The following is a 16,223-nucleotide window of genomic DNA, read 5'->3' on the forward strand; positions in this document are numbered from 1 at the left end:
GGCACCGACAACGCCGGTGACGCCGCGGATATCGCCGCCGCGACCCGCGATTGACACGAAACAAACAAGTCTCGGCTATTTGAAAGTAGAGTGATGAGTTCTGATATCCCCGACCCGCCGTCGGTGACCTCCCGGTCGCTGACGCGCATCGCCCTCATCGGTGTCGTCGCCCTCCTCCTTATCGCCGCCCCCATTGCCGGGCTCCTCGCGTGGGAACCCGTCGAGGAGGGGAACGTCAAGGTCGTCAAGAAGTGGGGCGCGACCACCGGCACCGTCTTCGAACCCGGTGCGCACTTCATCAACCCCGTCTCGCAGTCGACCTCGTCGCTGTCGGTGCGACCGCAGTCGTACACGATGTCGTCGTCGACGAGCGAAGGCGACAGGCGCGGCGACGACGCCATCACCGTCCTGACCGAGGACGGCCTCCGGACGGACATCGACGTGACCGTCCGCTACCGCATCGACGCCGGCCAGGCGGTCGAGTTCTACCGCAACTACCGGACGCTCGCCACCGCCGAAGAGCGCCTGATTCGCCCGTCGATTCGGTCGGTGCTCCGGACCGAAGCGGGTCGACTGCCCGTCACCGTCATCTACACCGGCGAGGGCCAGACCCAGTTGAAGGCCGCCGCCGAGCGGGAACTCGCAGAGGAGTTCGCCGACGACGGCCTCATCCTCGAAGCGGTGCAGGTCCGCAACGTCGAACTCCCCGCCGAGTACGCGCAGGCGGTCGAACAGAAGGAAATCACCGAACAGCGCCGCCAGCAGAAGCAGGACGAACTCGCCGTCGAGGAGTTGGAGGCCGAGCGCAAGCGCATCGAGGCGCAGGGACAGGCCGACGCCAACCGCATCCTCGCGGAGTCGCTGTCCGACGAGGTGCTGGCCCAGAAGTACATCGAGAAACTCGACGAGACGGACACCGTCTACATCCCGGTCGGCGACGGCGGCTACCCGCAGTTCGTCCGGTCGCTCGATAGCGACGGGTCGTCCTCGTCGGGTTCGTCCGCCGGTTCGTCGTCGGGTGATACCTCGGCGTCGTCGAGGTCGTCGACCTCGTCCGGCTCCGAAAACGAGACGAGCAACTGACGCCGTCGATGCGTCTCCTCCGTGAACTGGCCGTCGCGGTCATGTTGCTCGTCATCGTCGGCGTGCTCGCGCGCTCCGGTGCCGGCCGGTTCGTCCTGCCGGTCGTCGCTCTCGCGGTCGCCGCGGCGCTCGTCGCGCTCCTGTCCAAGCGCCCGGCGTATCCACGGACGGCCGTCGGCCCGCGGACGAGAATCATCGAGTCGGCCGCCGAGTCCGCGGACGTCGCCTGCGTCGAGTGCGGGTCACCCGCGACGACGCGCCGGCGCTACGTCCGCGAGTGGGTCGTCCTCGGGGTCCCCGTCGTCCTCCTCGACGACGGCGAGAACCCGGTCTGCGACGCCCACCGGGACTGAATCGGTCCCTTTTTCGACTCTGTTCCCCGCTCAGCGGCCGCTCAGACGAGTCTCCCCTTCGAGACGAACTCGACGCGCCCGCCGACGCGGACCGCCACCTCGCCGCCTCGGTCCTCGGCTTCGAGGTAGAGCTGCGACGGACGGCCCATCTCGTAGCCCTGCTCGACCGTGACCTCGATTTCGTCGTCGTCGAAGTAGCGATGACGGGCGAGATAGCCCGCCAAACAGCCGTTCGCGCTACCAGTCGCGGGGTCCTCGGCGACGCCGTGGCCGGGGGCGTACATCCGCGCCGCGAAGTCGTTCGCGTCGTCGCGGGGGTCCGGACAGAACAGAAAGAGGTTCTCGACGCCCACGTCGTCGAAGAACGAGCGGTACGCCGGAACGAACACCTCGCTCCGGGCGAGGGCGTCGCGGTCGCAGAGCGGAATCATCACCGCTGGCAGGCCGGTCGAGACGACCTGTATCGGCCAGTCCGCGTCGAAGTCGGCCGCATCGAGCGACAGCACCTCCGCGAGCGTCTCGCGGTCGAGTTCCGCGCCGAACTCCGGGGCGTTTTGCGTCATCCAGTACTGCTCGTCGTCGCTGCCGTCGGACCGAACTTCGACCGAGATGGGACCGACGCCGAGGTTCAGCGTCACCTCGTCGCCCGCCCCGAAGTGCTCGCGGAGGACGGCGGCCGTCCCGAGCGTCGGGTGTCCGGCGAACGGAATCTCGCCGTCCGGCGTGAAGATGCGAACGTCGTAGCCGTCGTCGGGCGACCCTCCCTCGATGAACGTCGTCTCCGAGTAGTTCATCTCGTTGGCGAGCGCGGCCATCTGCTCGGAACTGAGCGCGTCCGCTCCCTCGAAGACGGCGAGCTGGTTCCCGGCGTACCTCGCCGTGGCGAACACGTCGACGGTGTGGAAGGCGTTCTGCGGCACACCGACGGATGCGCCCGGCCGGGAGAAAAGCGTACCGCGGCCCGCGGGCTACTCGCCGGTCTCGGCTCCGCCGCCGTCGCTGTCGGCGTACGGAACCTCCAGTTTCTGGCCGTCTTCGGCGACGAACGCCTCGCCGTCGTAGACCTCGCGGGCCTGTTCGAGAAGCGGGCTCGGGTCGGCGGCGTACCGGGCGGAGATGTGCGTCAGCGCGAACCGGCGAACGTCGGCGTCGCGGGCGATTCGGGCGGCCTCGCGGGCGGTCGAGTGCGCGGTCTGTTTCGCCCGCTCCGCCTCCTCGTCGGTGAACGTCGCGTCGTGGACGAGCAGGTCGGCGTCGCGGGCGACTTCGACGGTCGAATCGAGCGGGCGGGTGTCGCCGGTGTAGACGACGGTTCGCCCGGGTCGGGGGTCGCCGACGACCTGCTCGGAGCGCACGACCGTGCCGTCTTCGAGTTCCACGTCCTCGCCGGCGTGGAGGCGACCGAACGCCGGGCCGACGGGAACGCCGAGTTCCTCGGCCTTCTCGCGGTCGAATCGCCCGGGGCGGTCGTCTTCGACGAGTGCGTAGCCGACCGAGGCGGTCCGGTGTTCGGTGTCGAACGCGCGGACCTCGTAGTCGTCGGCGCGGTAGGCGACGTTGCCGGGGCGGACCTCGTGGACGGAGACGTGGAAGCCGGGTTGATAGCCGCCCGCGTGGACGAGCTTTTCGAGGTGGCGCTTGCTCCCCGGCGGGCCGTGGATGGCCAGCGAGGCGTCGCGGTCGTTGAAGTCGAGCGTCTGAATCAGGCCGGGGATGCCGAGGATGTGGTCGCCGTGGAGGTGGGTGACGAACAGGTGGCTGACGCCGAACCCGGTCCCGTAGCGCATCATCTGGCGTTGGGTGCCCTCCCCGCAATCGAACAACAGGCGCTCGCCGTCGCGGTTCACGAGGAACGCGCTCGGCGCACGCGCCGTGGTGGGGACGGCCCCGCCGGTCCCGAGGAAGGTCGCGCGCATGGACATGCACCACAATGATAGCGGCGGGACTAAACGTGCGTCGAATCGGTCGCGGCTTCGGGGCTCGCCCGCAGGAAGCCCGAGTCCGTCCGACGGTCCGGACCGACCGATTCTTACCCGACCGTCTGCTACCGGAGTCCAATGGACGCGCCGCTGTGGACCGAGACGCACGCGCCGGGGCTCGAAGACCTCCCACAGCCGGAGGTCCGCGAACGCCTCCGACGCGCCGTGGACGAACCGATGAACCTCGTCGTGCAGGGCCCGCCGGGCGTCGGCAAGACCGCCGCCGTTCGCGCGCTGGCTCGCGAGGCGCATTCGGACCCCGAAAACGACCTCATCGAACTCAACGTCGCGGACTTCTTCAACCGGACGAAAAAGCAGATTCGCGCCGACCCGCGGTTCGAGCAGTTCCTCGACGGCCGCAGTCGCATGGCGAAACGCGACATGATAAACCGCGTGCTGAAGGAGTCTGCCAGCTACGCCCCGATGTCCGGCGAGTACAAGACCATCGTCCTCGACAACGCCGAATCCATCCGCGAGGACTTCCAGCAGGCGCTCCGCCGCGTGATGGAACAGCACCACCGGACCACGCAGTTCGTCATCACCACCCGCCAGCCCTCGAAGCTCATCCCGCCGATTCGCTCGCGGTGTTTCCCGGTTCCCATGCCCGCGCCGGACGACGACACCCTCGAAACCCTCCTCGCCGACATCCTCGACGCCGAGGGCGTCGACTACGACGACGGCGGCCTCCAGTTCCTCACCGACGCCTCTAACGGGAACGTCCGCAAGGCCATCCTCTCGGCCCAGCGGACGGCCACCGAAGCCGACGAGGTCACGATGTCCACGGTCCACGCCGCCCTCGGCGACGTGGGCTTCGACGACGAACTGAAGACGCTCCTCATCAACGCCCGCGAGGGCGACATCAAGGACGCCCGCAAGACCCTCACGACGCTCCTCGACGACGAGGGCTACGAGGGACAGGAGCTCCTCCGCGACATCCTCCGCGTCGCCGACTCGACCCCCGAGCGCTTCGCAGACGGCGAACTCGCCCGCCTGCACGTCCTCGCCGGGCAGGTCGACCTCGACATCTCGACGGGTATCGACGACCGCCTGCACATCACCCACCTCCTCACGAGTTGGGGCGCGGACGTCCGCGGCGAGGCATAATGAAGTTCGCACCAGGCTACCGACGGTTCGCGCTCCCCGCCTTCGTCGGCGCGGCGCTCGCGGCGTTCGTCTTCCCGCCGCTCGGGGCCGTTCTCCTCGCTGTGGGCGCGCTCGTCCTCTGGTTCTTCCGCGACCCCGAGCGCTCGCCGCCCGACGACTCGGGCGTCGTCGCCCCCGCCGACGGGCGCGTCTCCGTGATTCGCGTCGAGGACGGCCGCGTCCGCGTGGGCGTGTTCATGAACGTCACCGACGTGCACGTCAACCGCGCGCCCGTCTCCGGCGCGGTCCGAACCGTCACCCACCGCCCCGGCGCGCACAAACCGGCGTTCTCGAAGGACTCCGACCGCAACGAGCGCGTCGACATCGAACTCGACACCGACGAGGGCGACCACGAAGTGTCGCTCATCGCCGGGGCGTTCGCCCGCCGGATTCACTCGTACGTCGCACCCGGCGACGAACTCGTCCGCGGGCAGAGACTCGGCCACATCGACTTCGGCTCGCGGGCCGACGTGCTGTTGCCGCCGGAGTACGGCTCCGACGACGTGGTCGTCGAGAAGGGCGAGTCGGTGCGGGCGGGCGAGACGGTGTTGGCGCGGCGTTGATTCGGTAATTCGGTTATTTTTGTCATCTGGCCCCACAGCCTGAGACTCATCACGGCCTGTCGCCCTCTGCGGCTCAACTACTCATAAGAAAATAATATTATAGATTGCATTATTATGTGACGTATGGGTGTCGTGAGGAGAGAGGGCAGTTGGCGGCTCGAAAAGAAGCAAGACGGGGTGTACGAAGTTACTGACAACAAGCGTCTTAAGATGAAAGTTGTCACGTCGGATTACGTTCCCAGCGACTTCTCCGACGAACGAAATGACTTCTCGGTTCCGGTCCGAGAGGTAGAGTCTTTCTCTGAGGCTGAAGCGCTGTTCGAAACTGTCGCGAGTACCGAGAGCGGGAGCAGTTCGTCCTCATTCGCACAGCCGGATGCTGATTCTAGTGTTTGGTCCTCTTCGTCGGGGGGAACACCAGATTGGGAGCCACAACGACTACCTCCTGCGGGAATCGCTTTCGTCGGTTTTCTCAGCGGCTCTATTGTAGTCAACCAGAGCGGGTTCCAACCCCGGTCTACGACGTTCATTGTCGGAGTCGGTCTCCTGTTAGTCGGGGTTGTAGTGACTGCCGCTGCGATACTGAAGTATAGGGAGGGTGGACTCGATGCCGCACTCGAATTCTTACGGTCGTCAGAAAGTTGATGGCCGAACCTCGACCTGACACGGGGTTGTTCGCGACGGAAAACACGCTATTGGTGCCGTAGCTGTCTGTCCCGAGCTAATGACTGATAGACCACTACTGGGACAGCTGTTCAACTTCCCAGCTAACATCGTCTGCTTCATCGAGCCACAGCCAACCAGCAGTCACCTCGTATTTAGGGGCGAACCCGCTCATCTTGCTGTCACGAAGTTGGTGACAAACGAGCGCACAAGGCACTTAACATGATGTCTGAATTATGTCTCATGCAGCGCAGACGGATCCTCGCGTCGCTCGGTTCGCTCGCTCTCCTCTCCGGGTGTCTCGGTAGTCCATCCATATCCTCGTCTGAGACGACGACCGAAACGACGACCACAACCGCCCCCGACCCAGAGACGACCGAATCCGGACAGACCGCGACCACCACGGACGAGTGTGGCTGGCCGCAGTTCTGCGAGGGTTCGGAACTCGTTCGAGTGCGGGTCAGCGGCGACTTCTCCGGCGAAGTCGTGCTGAAGCCCGCGTGCCGCGAGGACGATATCGGACTCTCGCCGGGCGAGACGAAGACGCTCACCCGGGAGGTCGACGCCGAGACCTGCGACGTGACGCTCCTCGTCGACGGCGAGGTGGCGTACGACGAACGGATTCAGGACTACGAGTACGTGATGTTGCGCGTCGGCTCGGACGGGGAACTCACGCTTCAGAAGGAAGAGCTGTAGCGGCCTCGTCCACCACAACTACCGGAGCCCCTCGACGGCGAGCATCGCCAGCGAGCCGAGGAGCGAGAGGACCGCAACCACGAGCGCGAACAAGTAGTACGGACTCGACCCGTCCGGATACGTCAGGAGCGAAAACAGCAGAAACGACGACCCCATGGCGACGACGACCATCGCTCGCGGGTCGGGGTCGTACGCCTCGACGAGGATTTCTCGAACTGTCCTCAACATGCGTTCGCTTCGACGTACTCGCTGATAGTCCTGTCGAGCGATTGACCGGAGAACCCCCGGCCGCGACCGAACCCATCGACGCCGCCGATTCCGACTACCGGTGCAGCAGATGCACGTACCGCACCAGCGACCGGTGGACTCGGCGCTCGAACACGCGTTCGACCTCCCAGCCGGCGTCTTCCGCTTCCTCGGTCCACGACCGGTCGGCGACCATCACGCACTCGGGGGCGACTCGGCGGACCTCCGCCAGCGCCCCGCCGACGAGGTCCGAAAGCGAGTGGCGGGCAATTTTCGACTGCCGGCCGTAGGGAGCGTCGAACACCGCGCCGTCCATCGAGTCGTCGCGGAGGGGGAGCGCGGTGGCGTCGCCACGGATTACGTCGCCGTCGCCGACGTAGTGACGCAGGTTCTCGCGCGCGCCGCCGACCATCTTCGCTTGGGCGTCGACGCCGACCACGTCGGCGCCGACGAGGCCCGCTTCGAGGAGGACGCCGCCGGTGCCGCACATCGGGTCCAGAATCCGGGCGCCGGGCTCCGCGCCGGCCATGTTGACGAAGGCGCGGGCGTCCACGGGCGCCATGCTCCCCGGCTGGAAGAACGGTCGGTCGGTCGGCTTTCGGTCGGCGAAGTCGCGGACGGCCTTGACCGCGGTCCAGCCGACGAGACAGGCGTCCTCGGAGAAGTAGGCCCGAAGCTCGTGGTCGGGGTCGTCCAAATCGACGCCGAAGCCGCGGTCGACGAGCGCCGAGCCGAGTTCGCGCTCGGCGTCGGTCGTGCTGATATCCGTGAGACCCCGCACGTCTCGGGCGCGGACGGCGACGGTCCCCTCGCGGTCGACGTTCGCGGCCGCGACGACGGCGCGCGCGGCGTCGATATCGGGTTCGCAGCGACCGACCAGTTCGACGACGCGCCGGGTGTAGGCGAGTCGCCTCGCGCGCTCCGGTTCGACGCCGCGGGCGGTGGCGAGGCCGGGGGCGACGACCGTCACGCCCGTCGCGGCCGACTCGGCCTCGCGGGCGGCGAAGTCGTCTTCCTCGCCGGCGAGTTCCAATCCGTACACGCTCGGACCTGACGGGCCGCGGAAATGAGGGTATCGGTCGTCGTCGCTCCCGCGAGCGCGGTGACGCGCACCCCGACCGATGGCGACGCCGCCGAACGTGACAATCCGGCGACGGCGAGACTTATAGTGGCCGCTCCGAATCCACCCGCATGGCCTCTCTCGACGCCATCCTCTGGGGCGCGGCGGCGCTCGCCTACGGCCTCGGCGACTACGTCACGACCGTCCTCGGTGTCAGGATGGCCGGCGTGCAGGAAGGGAATCCAGTCGTGCGACTCATCTCGGGTGGCGACCCCGGACCCGGCTCGTTCGCGGTGTTAAAACTCGTCTCGGTCGCCCTGTTCTTCGCCACCTACTGGGTGCTCAGACCGGCGGTCGCACGACTCGCGGTTCCCATTTCCTTGACACTTCTCGGTGCGGTCGTCACCGTTCGGAACGTCCGGATTATTCGTCGCCGCGCGTAAGCTGTCAATTCCTTGCACCAATCTTTTTAAACCTTAAATACGTGCCTTAAATCGTTGCATGACCGACCCCAAGGACACAATCAACATCGAAAACGTCGTCGCCTCCACGGGAATCGGCCAAGAGCTCGACCTCCAGAGCGTGGCGATGGACCTCGAGGGCGCCGACTACGACCCCGAGCAGTTCCCGGGACTCGTCTACCGCACCCAAGAGCCGAAGTCCGCGGCGCTCATCTTCCGGTCCGGAAAAATCGTCTGTACCGGCGCGAAGTCGACGGATGACGTGCACGAGAGCCTCGAAATCGTCTTCGACAAGCTCCGCGAGCTTCAGATACCGGTCGACGACGACCCCGAAATCACCGTCCAGAACATCGTCACGAGCGCGGACCTCGGCGAGAACCTGAACCTCAACGCCATCGCCATCGGCCTCGGTCTCGAGAACATCGAGTACGAGCCCGAACAGTTCCCTGGACTCGTCTATCGTCTCGACGAACCGAGCGTCGTCGCGCTTCTCTTCGGGTCGGGCAAGCTCGTCATCACGGGCGGGAAGAAGCCGGAAGACGCCGAAGCGGCGGTCGACGTCATCATCTCGCGCCTCTCCGAACTCGGTCTCCTGAACGGGTCGTTCTAACCTCTCCGAGTCCCGCGACCGCGCCGCGTAACCGGGACCCGAATCGACCGAACCTAAGTCAGTCGCGTCCCTCGGACCGGTATGGACGCGCTCACCTTGCAGACGGCCGCCGGTGCGCCGGTTACGGCCGTCGCCGGAACGTTCGCGCTGTTCGCGCTGTTCCTTTCTCTCACCGCCCACATCGCCGCGCGGAACGTCCTCGGCGACGTGGAACTCAAGAAGGCGTTCGCCGTCGGGCCGGTTCCCGCGGCCATCGCCGTCGTCTTCACCACCTTCGGCTGGAACTCCTTCGTCGCGCTCGCGCTCGCAATCGGGCTCGACTTCGGCTTCGTCAAGTACCTCTACGGCCGGTCGAACCGCCTGTCGGCGTACGTGGTGACCATCCACTTCGTCGTCTCGGTACTCCTCGGCCTCGTCCTGTTCGGTCTCACCGTCATCCTGACGAGCGCGCCCATCTGAGGCTGCGCTCGCGTCCCTTCTCGCCGTACTTTCTTGCCCGCGGCCGCTGAATCACCCGTCGTGTCTCCCCGTCGCCTCCTCTGGAACGACATGGAACGCCGGCCGCGAGCCCCGTTTCGACTGCTCGCGACGCCCGTCGTCTTCGTCCTCGTCTCGCTCGTGGTCGCCGTCTCGCTCTCGGCCGCCCTCGGCGGTCTCGCCGAATCAAGTCGACTCGTCGCGCTCGTCGTCTCGCTCGTCTCTGTTGGGGCGAGCGGTCTCGCCGCCCTCGTCGTCGCGCGGTACGTCGACCGGCGGACCGTCGCGGACCTCGGTCTCCGGTTCGACCGCGAGTGGGCGGTCGACCTCGCGTTCGGCCTCGCGCTCGGAACTGGGTTGATGACCGCCGTCTTCGTCGTCGGCGTCGCGGCCGACTGGATTGCGGTCTCCTCCGTCCCGCTCGGCGTCGACCGACTACTCGGCGTCGGCTCGCTCCTCGCGTTCTTCGTCGTCGTCGGCATCGCCGAGGAACTCCTGCTCCGGGGCGTCGTCCTCACCGACGTCGCCGAGGGCCTCCGCTGGCGATTCGGCCCGGACGCGGCGGTCGCCGGCGGCCTCGTGGTCTCGTCGGCGGTGTTCGGCGTCGCTCACTACACGAACCCGAACGCGGGGTTCGCCAGCACGACCAGCATCACCCTCGCGGGCGTCATGCTCGGCCTCGGCTACGCGCTCACCGGTGACCTCGCCATCCCGACGGGAATCCACATCTCGTGGAACTTCGTGCAGGGCGGCGTCTTCGGCTTCGCGGTCAGCGGCCTCGACTTCGGCACGTCGCTCGTCGAGACGACGGAACGGGGCCCCGACGTGATTACCGGCGGCGCGTTCGGCCCGGAGGCCGGCCTGCTCGGCGTCGGCGCGATACTGCTCGGCGCGGTCTGTATCGCGGCCTACGTCCGGGCGCGCCGCGGCGAACTCGGGTTCGAGCCGTCGGTCACGGTGCCGGACCTGCGCTGGAAGAAATAACACGCACGACGGGTACGCGGCCGCGTCGCTTACTCGACTAACCGCTCGATTTCGGTGACGAGGATGCCGCTCGCGCCGACGTTCTTCAGGTCGCTGACGACCTCGAACACGTCGCGTTCGTTCACGACGGCGTGGACGGCGACCGTCGAGTCGCCGGCGACGTCCATCACGGTCGGACCGCCGAGGCCGGGGATGACCTCCTTCACCTCGTCGAGTTTCTCGCGCGGCGCGTTCATCATCAGGTAGCGCTTGCCCTCCGCGGAGCGGACCGATTCGAGCGCCATGAGCAACTGCTGGACCTTCGGGTCGTCGACCACGTCGGGGCGGGCGAACAGCCGGACCGACGACGACAGCACCTCGTCGATGACCGCGAGGCGGTTCACCCGCAGGGTCGTCCCGGTCGAGGTGATGTCGATGATTGCGTCGGCCATCTCGACGTGCGGCGTCAGTTCGGTCGCGCCCGTGACCTCCACGACCTCGGCGTCGATGCCCTCTTCCTCGAAGTAGGTCCGCGCGATGTGCGGGAACTCGGTGGCGACGACTTTGCCCGACACGTCTTCGACGGTCTCGATGTCGCCGTCCTCGGGCGCGGCGAGGACGAGCCGACACTTGCCGTACTCCAAATCGAGCAGGTCTTCGAGTTCGTGGCCCGACTCGCGGACCTGGTCGAGGCCCGTGATGCCGACCTCGGCGGCCCCGTCGCGGACGTACTCGGGGATGTCGGCGGCGCGGGCGAACAGCACGGTCACGTCGGGGTCGACGGTCCCGGCGTAGAGTTTGCGCTCGGCACCGTTGTCGAGGTGCAGCCCCGCACGCTCCAGGAGTTCAATCGTCGGTTCGTGCAGGCGGCCCTTGTTGGGCACGGCGATTCGCATACCTCTCCGTCTCGTCCCGGAGGTAATTGACTTTCGCAAGCCGGAACGGTTTTTGACACGTCGACGAACTGTCAGCCATGGCTCCCGTCACGTTCGCCGGCGCGGACGAGGTGTAGAACCGTCGGTCTGGTGACTGGGGATAAAACTAACCGACGAAGAGTGTCGGCAGACGACCCGCGGCTATCCTTCGACGAGGTGGTCGAGCAGGCGGTCGAACCGGTCGACGAACCGCTCGGGGAGCGACGGGGACACGTCGTCTAACAGTCGGGTCGTCCGCTCGGGGTGGGTGAGGACGAGCGTCACGCGGTTGTGCAGGTCGCGTTCCTTCCGGACCACGTCGCGTTCGACGAGGTGGTCGAGGTGCCACTCCAGCGTGCTGCGGGCGACGCCGATGTCGTCGGCCACGTCGTCGGGGCGGGCGTCGCCGTGTTCGAGGAGGTGGCCGAGGATGTCGCGGGCGGTCTCCCGGCGGACGAGCGCGAGCGCGCCGCGCTCCCACGCGTCGAACTCCGGGGGGAAGTAGTGCGTCCGACCGTAGAACTCGGAGCGGCGGACCGTCTCGTCGGAGAGCAGTCTGCGGACGTGGTGTTGTACCTGGCCGGGAGCGAGGTCGAGCGCGCGAACGAGCTCGTTGAAGTGGACTCCCGGGTTGTGCTTGATGTGGTCGGCGACGCGGGTTCGTGTCTCACTCATGGGTCGTTGACCCCCGCCTCGCGCTCGATGCTCCGGGCGTAGTAGATGGCCGCGAGGACGAGCCCGGCCATCACGAGGTCCAAGAGGTGTTCGACCACGTGGTGGTCGAAGTCCGAGAGGACGCCGCCGAGCGTCAACGCGGCGACGGCCGCCCGCGACGCGAACGCCAAGAGCGCCAGCGCGACGAGCAGGTGCGACCGCGTCCGCCGCCGGAGGAAGACGGCGACGCCGAGCGCGGCCAGCGTCACCGACGAGACTCCCGCCAGGACGACGACCGCGGTCATCCACGGACTGCCTTGGACGTGCCCCGGAACGAGCGCGAGGTTCCACGGGGGCTCCATATCCCCCCATACTGGGGGTCCGAACCTAAGGGGGCGTGCTCGTTCTCGATTTTCGGGAATCGGACTACCGCCGGTATTCGGCCCGCTCACCGGCGAAACCGACGGTCGGCTCTCGCGGCCGCGAGACGGTGGATTCACCACCCCGCCGACCCGAACGAGCGACATGAACACGCTCCGAATCGCGGGCGGACAGGTGCTCCGCCCCGACGCGACGGTCGAGGACGCGGACGTACTCGTGGACCGAGACGAGGGGACCATCCTCGACATCGGCGCGGACCTCGACGCCGACGCCGACGAGACGCTCGACGCCGAGGGCTGTCTCGTCACGCCCGGTCTGGTGAACGCCCACTGCCACGTGGCGATGACGCTCCTGCGCGGCTACGCCGACGACAAGCCGCTCGACGCGTGGCTCCGCGAGGACATCTGGCCCGCCGAGGCCGCGCTCACGCCCGAGGACGTGCGCGTCGGCGCGGAACTCGGCCTCGTGGAGATGATTAAGTCGGGGACCACCGCGTTCGCGGACATGTACTTCCACGTCCCCGAGGTCGCCGCCGCGGTCGACGAGGCCGGCCTCCGCGCCCGCCTCGGCCACGGCGTCGTCACGCTCGGGAAAGACGACGAGGACGCGCGGGCCGACATCGACGAGAGCCTCGACGTGGCCCGCGAGTTCGACGGCGCGGCCGACGGCCGGATTCGGACCGCCGCGATGCCGCACTCGCTGACGACGGTCGCGGAGGACTTCCTCCGCGAGTTCGTCGCCGACGCGCACGCCGAGGACATCCCGGTCCACTACCACGCCAACGAGACGACGGACGAGGTCGACCCCATCGTCGACGAGCGCGGCGAGCGCCCGCTGTCGTACGCGAAGGAACTCGGCATGCTCACCGCCGACGACTTCCTCGCCCACGGCGTCCACGTCGACGACGCGGAAATCGACCTCCTCGCCGACGCGGGCACCGGCGTCGTCCACTGCCCGGCGTCGAACATGAAACTCGCCTCCGGCATGGCTCCCGTCCAGAAACTGCTCGACGCGGGCGTCACGGTCGGTCTCGGAACCGACGGCGCGGCCTCGAACAACGACCTCGACATGTTCGACGAGATGCGCGACGCCGCGATGCTCGGGAAACTCGCCGCCGACGACGCGAGCGCCGTCGCGGCCGGCGACGTGGTGCGGATGGCGACCGCCGGCTCGGCCGACGCCATCGACCTCCCCGGCGGCGCGCTCGAAGTCGGCGGCGCGGCCGACCTCGCCGTCGTCGACCTCGACGCCCCGCACCTCACGCCCGCCAACGACCTCGTGAGTCACCTCGCGTACGCCGCCCGCGGCTCCGACGTTCGCCACACGGTCTGCGACGGCCGGGTGCTGATGCGGGACCGCGAGGTGCTGACGCTCGACGAGGACGCCGTGATGGCCCGCGCCGGCGAGGCGGTCGCGTCGCTCCGCGAGCGCGTCTGAATCGCCGCCGTCCGGTTCGCCGCCTCCGCCGCCGCACTGACCTCCGACCCCGCTACCCGGCCAACTCGATGCGCAGTCCGTCGTCGGTCACGCTGACCTCCATGCGCTCGAACGTCCGGTGGTACTGCGCGACGTGTCGTCCGTCGCTGTGGTCGACCATGATGGATTTCTCGAACAGCGACGCCTCGTGGAGCCGCTTGACCTCCCGATAGGCGGTCGACAGCGGCACGTCGGCCCGACAGCTCAGCTCCTTGACCGTCAGCGGCTCGTCGGCGACGCGCAAGAGGTCGGGAACCGCGGGGGCGCTCATCAGGGCGAACAGCTCCTGTTCGGCGACCGTCTTGCCGTTGTCTATGACGAGCATCGGCCCTCGGCGATACAATCTCCCCGTTGACACTTGTAGATTCGGGGGCGGCGACCGCCTTCGGTAGGGTTTTCGGACCCCTCTCCGAACCCACGGGTATGAGCGAACACTACGCTCCCGTCTCCGAGCACCTCGACGACGTCGAGGCCGCCCGGACCGAGGGACGACGCAAGATGGACTGGGCGCTCCAGCACATGCCCATCCTGCAGGAACTCCGCGAGCAGTTCGAGTCGGAACAGCCGCTCGACGGCGAGGTCGTCGGCATGGCGATGCACGTCGAGGCGAAGACGGCGAACCTCGTCGAACTGCTGGCGCTCGGCGGCGCAGAAGTCGCCATCACCGGCTGCAACCCGCTTTCGACCCACGACGACGTCTCGGCGGCGCTCGACGCCAACGACGACATCACCTCCTACGCCGTCCGCGGCGTCGACGAGGAGGACTACTACGCGGCCATCGACGCCGTCATCGCCCACGAGCCGACCGTCACGGTCGACGACGGCATGGACATGGTCTTCACCATCCACGAGGAGTACCCCGAACTCATCGAGACCATCGTCGGCGGGGCCGAAGAGACCACGACCGGCGTCCACCGCCTCCGCGCGATGGACGAGGACGGCGAACTGAACTACCCCGTCTTCGCCGTCAACGACACGCCGATGAAGCGCCTGTTCGACAACGTCCACGGCACGGGCGAGTCGTCGCTGGCGACCATCGCCATGACGACGAACCTCTCGTACGCCGGCAAGAACGTCGTCGTCGGCGGCTACGGCTACTGCGGCAAGGGCGTCGCCAAGAAGGCGTCCGGCCAGAACGCGAACGTCATCGTCACCGAGGTCGACCCCCGCCGCGCGCTCGAAGCCCACATGGAGGGCTACGACGTGATGCCGATGGAGGAGGCCGCGACGGTCGGCGACGTGTTCATCACGACCACCGGCAACCGCGACGTCATCACCCGCGAGGACTTCGAGAACATGAAAGACGGCGTCTTGCTGGCGAACGCCGGGCACTTCGACATCGAAATCGACCTCGACGCGCTGTCGGACCTCGCCGTCGACGAGTACGAGGCCCGTGACGGCGTCGACGCCTACGAACTCGAAGACGGCCGCCGGCTGAACGTCCTCGCCGAGGGCCGCCTCGTCAACCTCGCGTCGCCCATCGCGCTCGGCCACCCGGTCGAGGTCATGGACCAGTCGTTCGGCGTGCAGGCCGTCGTCGTCCGCGAACTCGTCGAGAACGGCGACGCCTACGACGCCGGCGTCCACGACGTGCCCGACGAACTGGACCGCGAGGTCGCCGAAATCAAGCTCGAAGCCGAGGGCATCGAGTTCGACTCGATGACCGACGAACAGCGCGAGTACATGGGTAGCTGGGCCCACGGAACGTAAGCCGGCTCGCTCGCCCACCACCCCGCACACTGACCGCTTTTTACTCTTCTCGACCGCGCTCGGTCCACTCGCCGGCCCGCCAGACGCACGCGACGCCGCCTATCCACGCCGCGAGCCGCATCGCGTCGATAGCCGCGTCGGACGGCGCTTTCCACCCCCAGCCGGTCGGGACGCGCTCGCTTTCGACCGGCTCGACGACGTAGTACTGGCCGTCGTGTCTGACGTAGTGAGACCGCGCCTCGTACGCGTGCTCTTCGGTCACGGTGCTACTGCCGTTCCGGACGGCCTCGCGGACGTGGTGTGGAACCTCGTCGAGGTCCTCCGAGAGGTCGCGTTTCACCGTCTCGGTCGAAACCGGGTGGAGCGAGAGCGTGAGGGTGCGCCCGTCGAGCGTCGCGTTGGGTTCGAAGTAGCGGCCGTCGGTCCGGACGTAGTCGAACGACCAGAACTCCGAGTAGACGTCGCGGTCCGGGTTCAACTCGAGTTCGACCGGGTCGCCGCGGGCCATGTCGATGATGCCGGCGCACTCCGCCGACTGGAGGGGGTTCCACCCGCACGATTTGACCCGATAGAACGCGTCCGTGGTGTGCGGGGGGTAGTCCACCGCCGACGCCTCGTAGGTGTACGTCTTCTCGTAGGAGACGCCGTCGGGATAGAGGTACAGCGGGTTCGCGAGGAGGGCGACCCCGAGGACGAGGAGGACGACGGCACGCCGGTTCTCGCGGTTCATACGGGGAACTGTCCGTCAGCCGACTCAAAGCTCTGGTGGCGCGTCCGCATCGACGCCGGCG

Annotated in this window: 21 protein-coding genes; 12 read left to right on the forward strand and 9 right to left on the reverse strand. The window is 67.6% G+C overall.

The genetic code is table 11. From position 1 onward, the window contains the following. Positions 1–93 precede the first annotated feature (93 nt). Together C5C07_RS01090 and C5C07_RS01095 are read left to right on the forward strand one after the other, a co-directional pair. Complete coding sequence (locus C5C07_RS01090) at positions 94–1,083, forward strand: prohibitin family protein (protein ID WP_004973902.1); 990 nt, start codon at positions 94–96, stop codon at positions 1,081–1,083. An 8-nt stretch (positions 1,084–1,091) separates the two neighbouring features. Then, complete coding sequence (locus C5C07_RS01095) at positions 1,092–1,436, forward strand: hypothetical protein (protein WP_004973901.1); 345 nt, start codon at positions 1,092–1,094, stop codon at positions 1,434–1,436. 41 nt (positions 1,437–1,477) lie between these two features. On the opposite strand, the gene C5C07_RS01100 is transcribed toward C5C07_RS01095, so the two are convergent. Further along, complete coding sequence (locus C5C07_RS01100; RefSeq protein ID WP_004973900.1) at positions 1,478–2,356, reverse strand: PhzF family phenazine biosynthesis protein; 879 nt, start codon at positions 2,354–2,356, stop codon at positions 1,478–1,480. A gap of 48 nt (positions 2,357–2,404) precedes the next feature. Beyond that, the gene (gene rnz, locus C5C07_RS01105) at positions 2,405–3,352 is read right to left on the reverse strand and encodes a ribonuclease Z (protein WP_193363454.1); all 948 of its coding nucleotides are present in this window, start codon (positions 3,350–3,352) and stop codon (positions 2,405–2,407) included. Between the two features lie 141 nt (positions 3,353–3,493). Here rnz and C5C07_RS01110 point away from each other — a divergent pair, with 141 nt between their 5' ends. The 4 genes from C5C07_RS01110 (at position 3,494) to C5C07_RS01120 (ending at position 6,480) form a co-directional block, all read left to right on the forward strand. Next, on the forward strand, positions 3,494–4,519 hold the full coding sequence (locus tag C5C07_RS01110) for an AAA family ATPase (RefSeq protein WP_004973898.1): 1,026 nt from the start codon (positions 3,494–3,496) through the stop codon (positions 4,517–4,519). After that, a complete protein-coding gene (locus C5C07_RS01115; protein ID WP_115804396.1) occupies positions 4,519–5,121 on the forward strand; it encodes a protein sorting system archaetidylserine decarboxylase in 603 nt (200 codons plus the stop codon). The genes C5C07_RS01110 and C5C07_RS01115 overlap by 1 nt, the downstream gene beginning before the upstream one ends. A gap of 123 nt (positions 5,122–5,244) precedes the next feature. Beyond that, positions 5,245–5,766 carry a hypothetical protein gene (locus tag C5C07_RS20970; RefSeq protein ID WP_147299482.1) on the forward strand — a complete coding sequence of 174 codons (522 nt, stop codon included), beginning with the start codon at positions 5,245–5,247 and terminating at the stop codon, positions 5,764–5,766. 261 nt (positions 5,767–6,027) lie between these two features. Next, positions 6,028–6,480 (forward strand): hypothetical protein, encoded by a 453-nt coding sequence (locus tag C5C07_RS01120; RefSeq protein ID WP_115804397.1) that lies wholly within the window; start codon positions 6,028–6,030, stop codon positions 6,478–6,480. Between the two features lie 18 nt (positions 6,481–6,498). On the opposite strand, the gene C5C07_RS01125 is transcribed toward C5C07_RS01120, so the two are convergent. Further along, positions 6,499–6,708 carry a hypothetical protein gene (locus C5C07_RS01125; protein WP_115804398.1) on the reverse strand — a complete coding sequence of 70 codons (210 nt, stop codon included), beginning with the start codon at positions 6,706–6,708 and terminating at the stop codon, positions 6,499–6,501. A 94-nt stretch (positions 6,709–6,802) separates the two neighbouring features. Then, positions 6,803–7,759, reverse strand: a complete 957-nt coding sequence (locus tag C5C07_RS01130) for a methyltransferase domain-containing protein (RefSeq protein ID WP_115804399.1) — start codon at positions 7,757–7,759, stop codon at positions 6,803–6,805. Between the two features lie 158 nt (positions 7,760–7,917). Between C5C07_RS01130 and C5C07_RS01135 the strand changes: the two genes are divergently transcribed. From C5C07_RS01135 to C5C07_RS01150, 4 genes are all read left to right on the forward strand, one after another. Then, a complete protein-coding gene (locus C5C07_RS01135; protein WP_004973892.1) occupies positions 7,918–8,229 on the forward strand; it encodes a DUF5658 family protein in 312 nt (103 codons plus the stop codon). A gap of 58 nt (positions 8,230–8,287) precedes the next feature. After that, complete coding sequence (locus C5C07_RS01140; RefSeq protein ID WP_004973891.1) at positions 8,288–8,857, forward strand: TATA-box-binding protein; 570 nt, start codon at positions 8,288–8,290, stop codon at positions 8,855–8,857. An 81-nt stretch (positions 8,858–8,938) separates the two neighbouring features. Continuing rightward, positions 8,939–9,316, forward strand: a complete 378-nt coding sequence (locus C5C07_RS01145; protein ID WP_004973890.1) for a hypothetical protein — start codon at positions 8,939–8,941, stop codon at positions 9,314–9,316. Between the two features lie 33 nt (positions 9,317–9,349). Further along, positions 9,350–10,318, forward strand: coding sequence for a CPBP family intramembrane glutamic endopeptidase (locus C5C07_RS01150; protein WP_115804400.1), 969 nt, complete (start codon positions 9,350–9,352; stop codon positions 10,316–10,318). A 29-nt stretch (positions 10,319–10,347) separates the two neighbouring features. On the opposite strand, the gene hisG is transcribed toward C5C07_RS01150, so the two are convergent. The 3 genes from hisG to C5C07_RS01165 all read right to left on the reverse strand — a co-directional run bounded on the left by hisG (position 10,348) and on the right by C5C07_RS01165 (position 12,227). Next, a complete protein-coding gene (hisG, locus tag C5C07_RS01155; protein WP_058826871.1) occupies positions 10,348–11,193 on the reverse strand; it encodes an ATP phosphoribosyltransferase in 846 nt (281 codons plus the stop codon). A gap of 180 nt (positions 11,194–11,373) precedes the next feature. After that, a complete protein-coding gene (locus C5C07_RS01160) occupies positions 11,374–11,886 on the reverse strand; it encodes a winged helix-turn-helix transcriptional regulator (protein ID WP_004045277.1) in 513 nt (170 codons plus the stop codon). Beyond that, entirely contained in the window at positions 11,883–12,227 is a 345-nt protein-coding gene (locus tag C5C07_RS01165; protein WP_004973888.1) for a hypothetical protein, read from the reverse strand. The genes C5C07_RS01160 and C5C07_RS01165 overlap by 4 nt, the downstream gene beginning before the upstream one ends. Before the next feature lie 163 nt (positions 12,228–12,390). Between C5C07_RS01165 and C5C07_RS01170 the strand changes: the two genes are divergently transcribed. Next, positions 12,391–13,683: an amidohydrolase gene (locus C5C07_RS01170; RefSeq protein ID WP_004973887.1), complete on the forward strand. Its 1,293-nt coding sequence runs from the start codon at positions 12,391–12,393 to the stop codon at positions 13,681–13,683. 52 nt (positions 13,684–13,735) lie between these two features. On the opposite strand, the gene C5C07_RS01175 is transcribed toward C5C07_RS01170, so the two are convergent. After that, the gene (locus tag C5C07_RS01175) at positions 13,736–14,047 is read right to left on the reverse strand and encodes a helix-turn-helix transcriptional regulator (RefSeq protein WP_004973886.1); all 312 of its coding nucleotides are present in this window, start codon (positions 14,045–14,047) and stop codon (positions 13,736–13,738) included. Between the two features lie 98 nt (positions 14,048–14,145). On the opposite strand from C5C07_RS01175, the gene C5C07_RS01180 reads away from it, so the two are divergent. Beyond that, positions 14,146–15,432 carry an adenosylhomocysteinase gene (locus C5C07_RS01180; protein ID WP_004973881.1) on the forward strand — a complete coding sequence of 429 codons (1,287 nt, stop codon included), beginning with the start codon at positions 14,146–14,148 and terminating at the stop codon, positions 15,430–15,432. Positions 15,433–15,472: 40 nt separating this feature from the next. Here the strand turns inward: C5C07_RS01180 and C5C07_RS01185 are convergent, their stop codons facing one another. Beyond that, entirely contained in the window at positions 15,473–16,162 is a 690-nt protein-coding gene (locus C5C07_RS01185; protein ID WP_115804401.1) for a hypothetical protein, read from the reverse strand. Between the last annotated feature and the right edge of the window lie 61 nt (positions 16,163–16,223).

Source organism: Haloferax sp. Atlit-4N, from assembly GCF_003383025.1.
Lineage (GTDB): Archaea > Halobacteriota > Halobacteria > Halobacteriales > Haloferacaceae > Haloferax > Haloferax gibbonsii.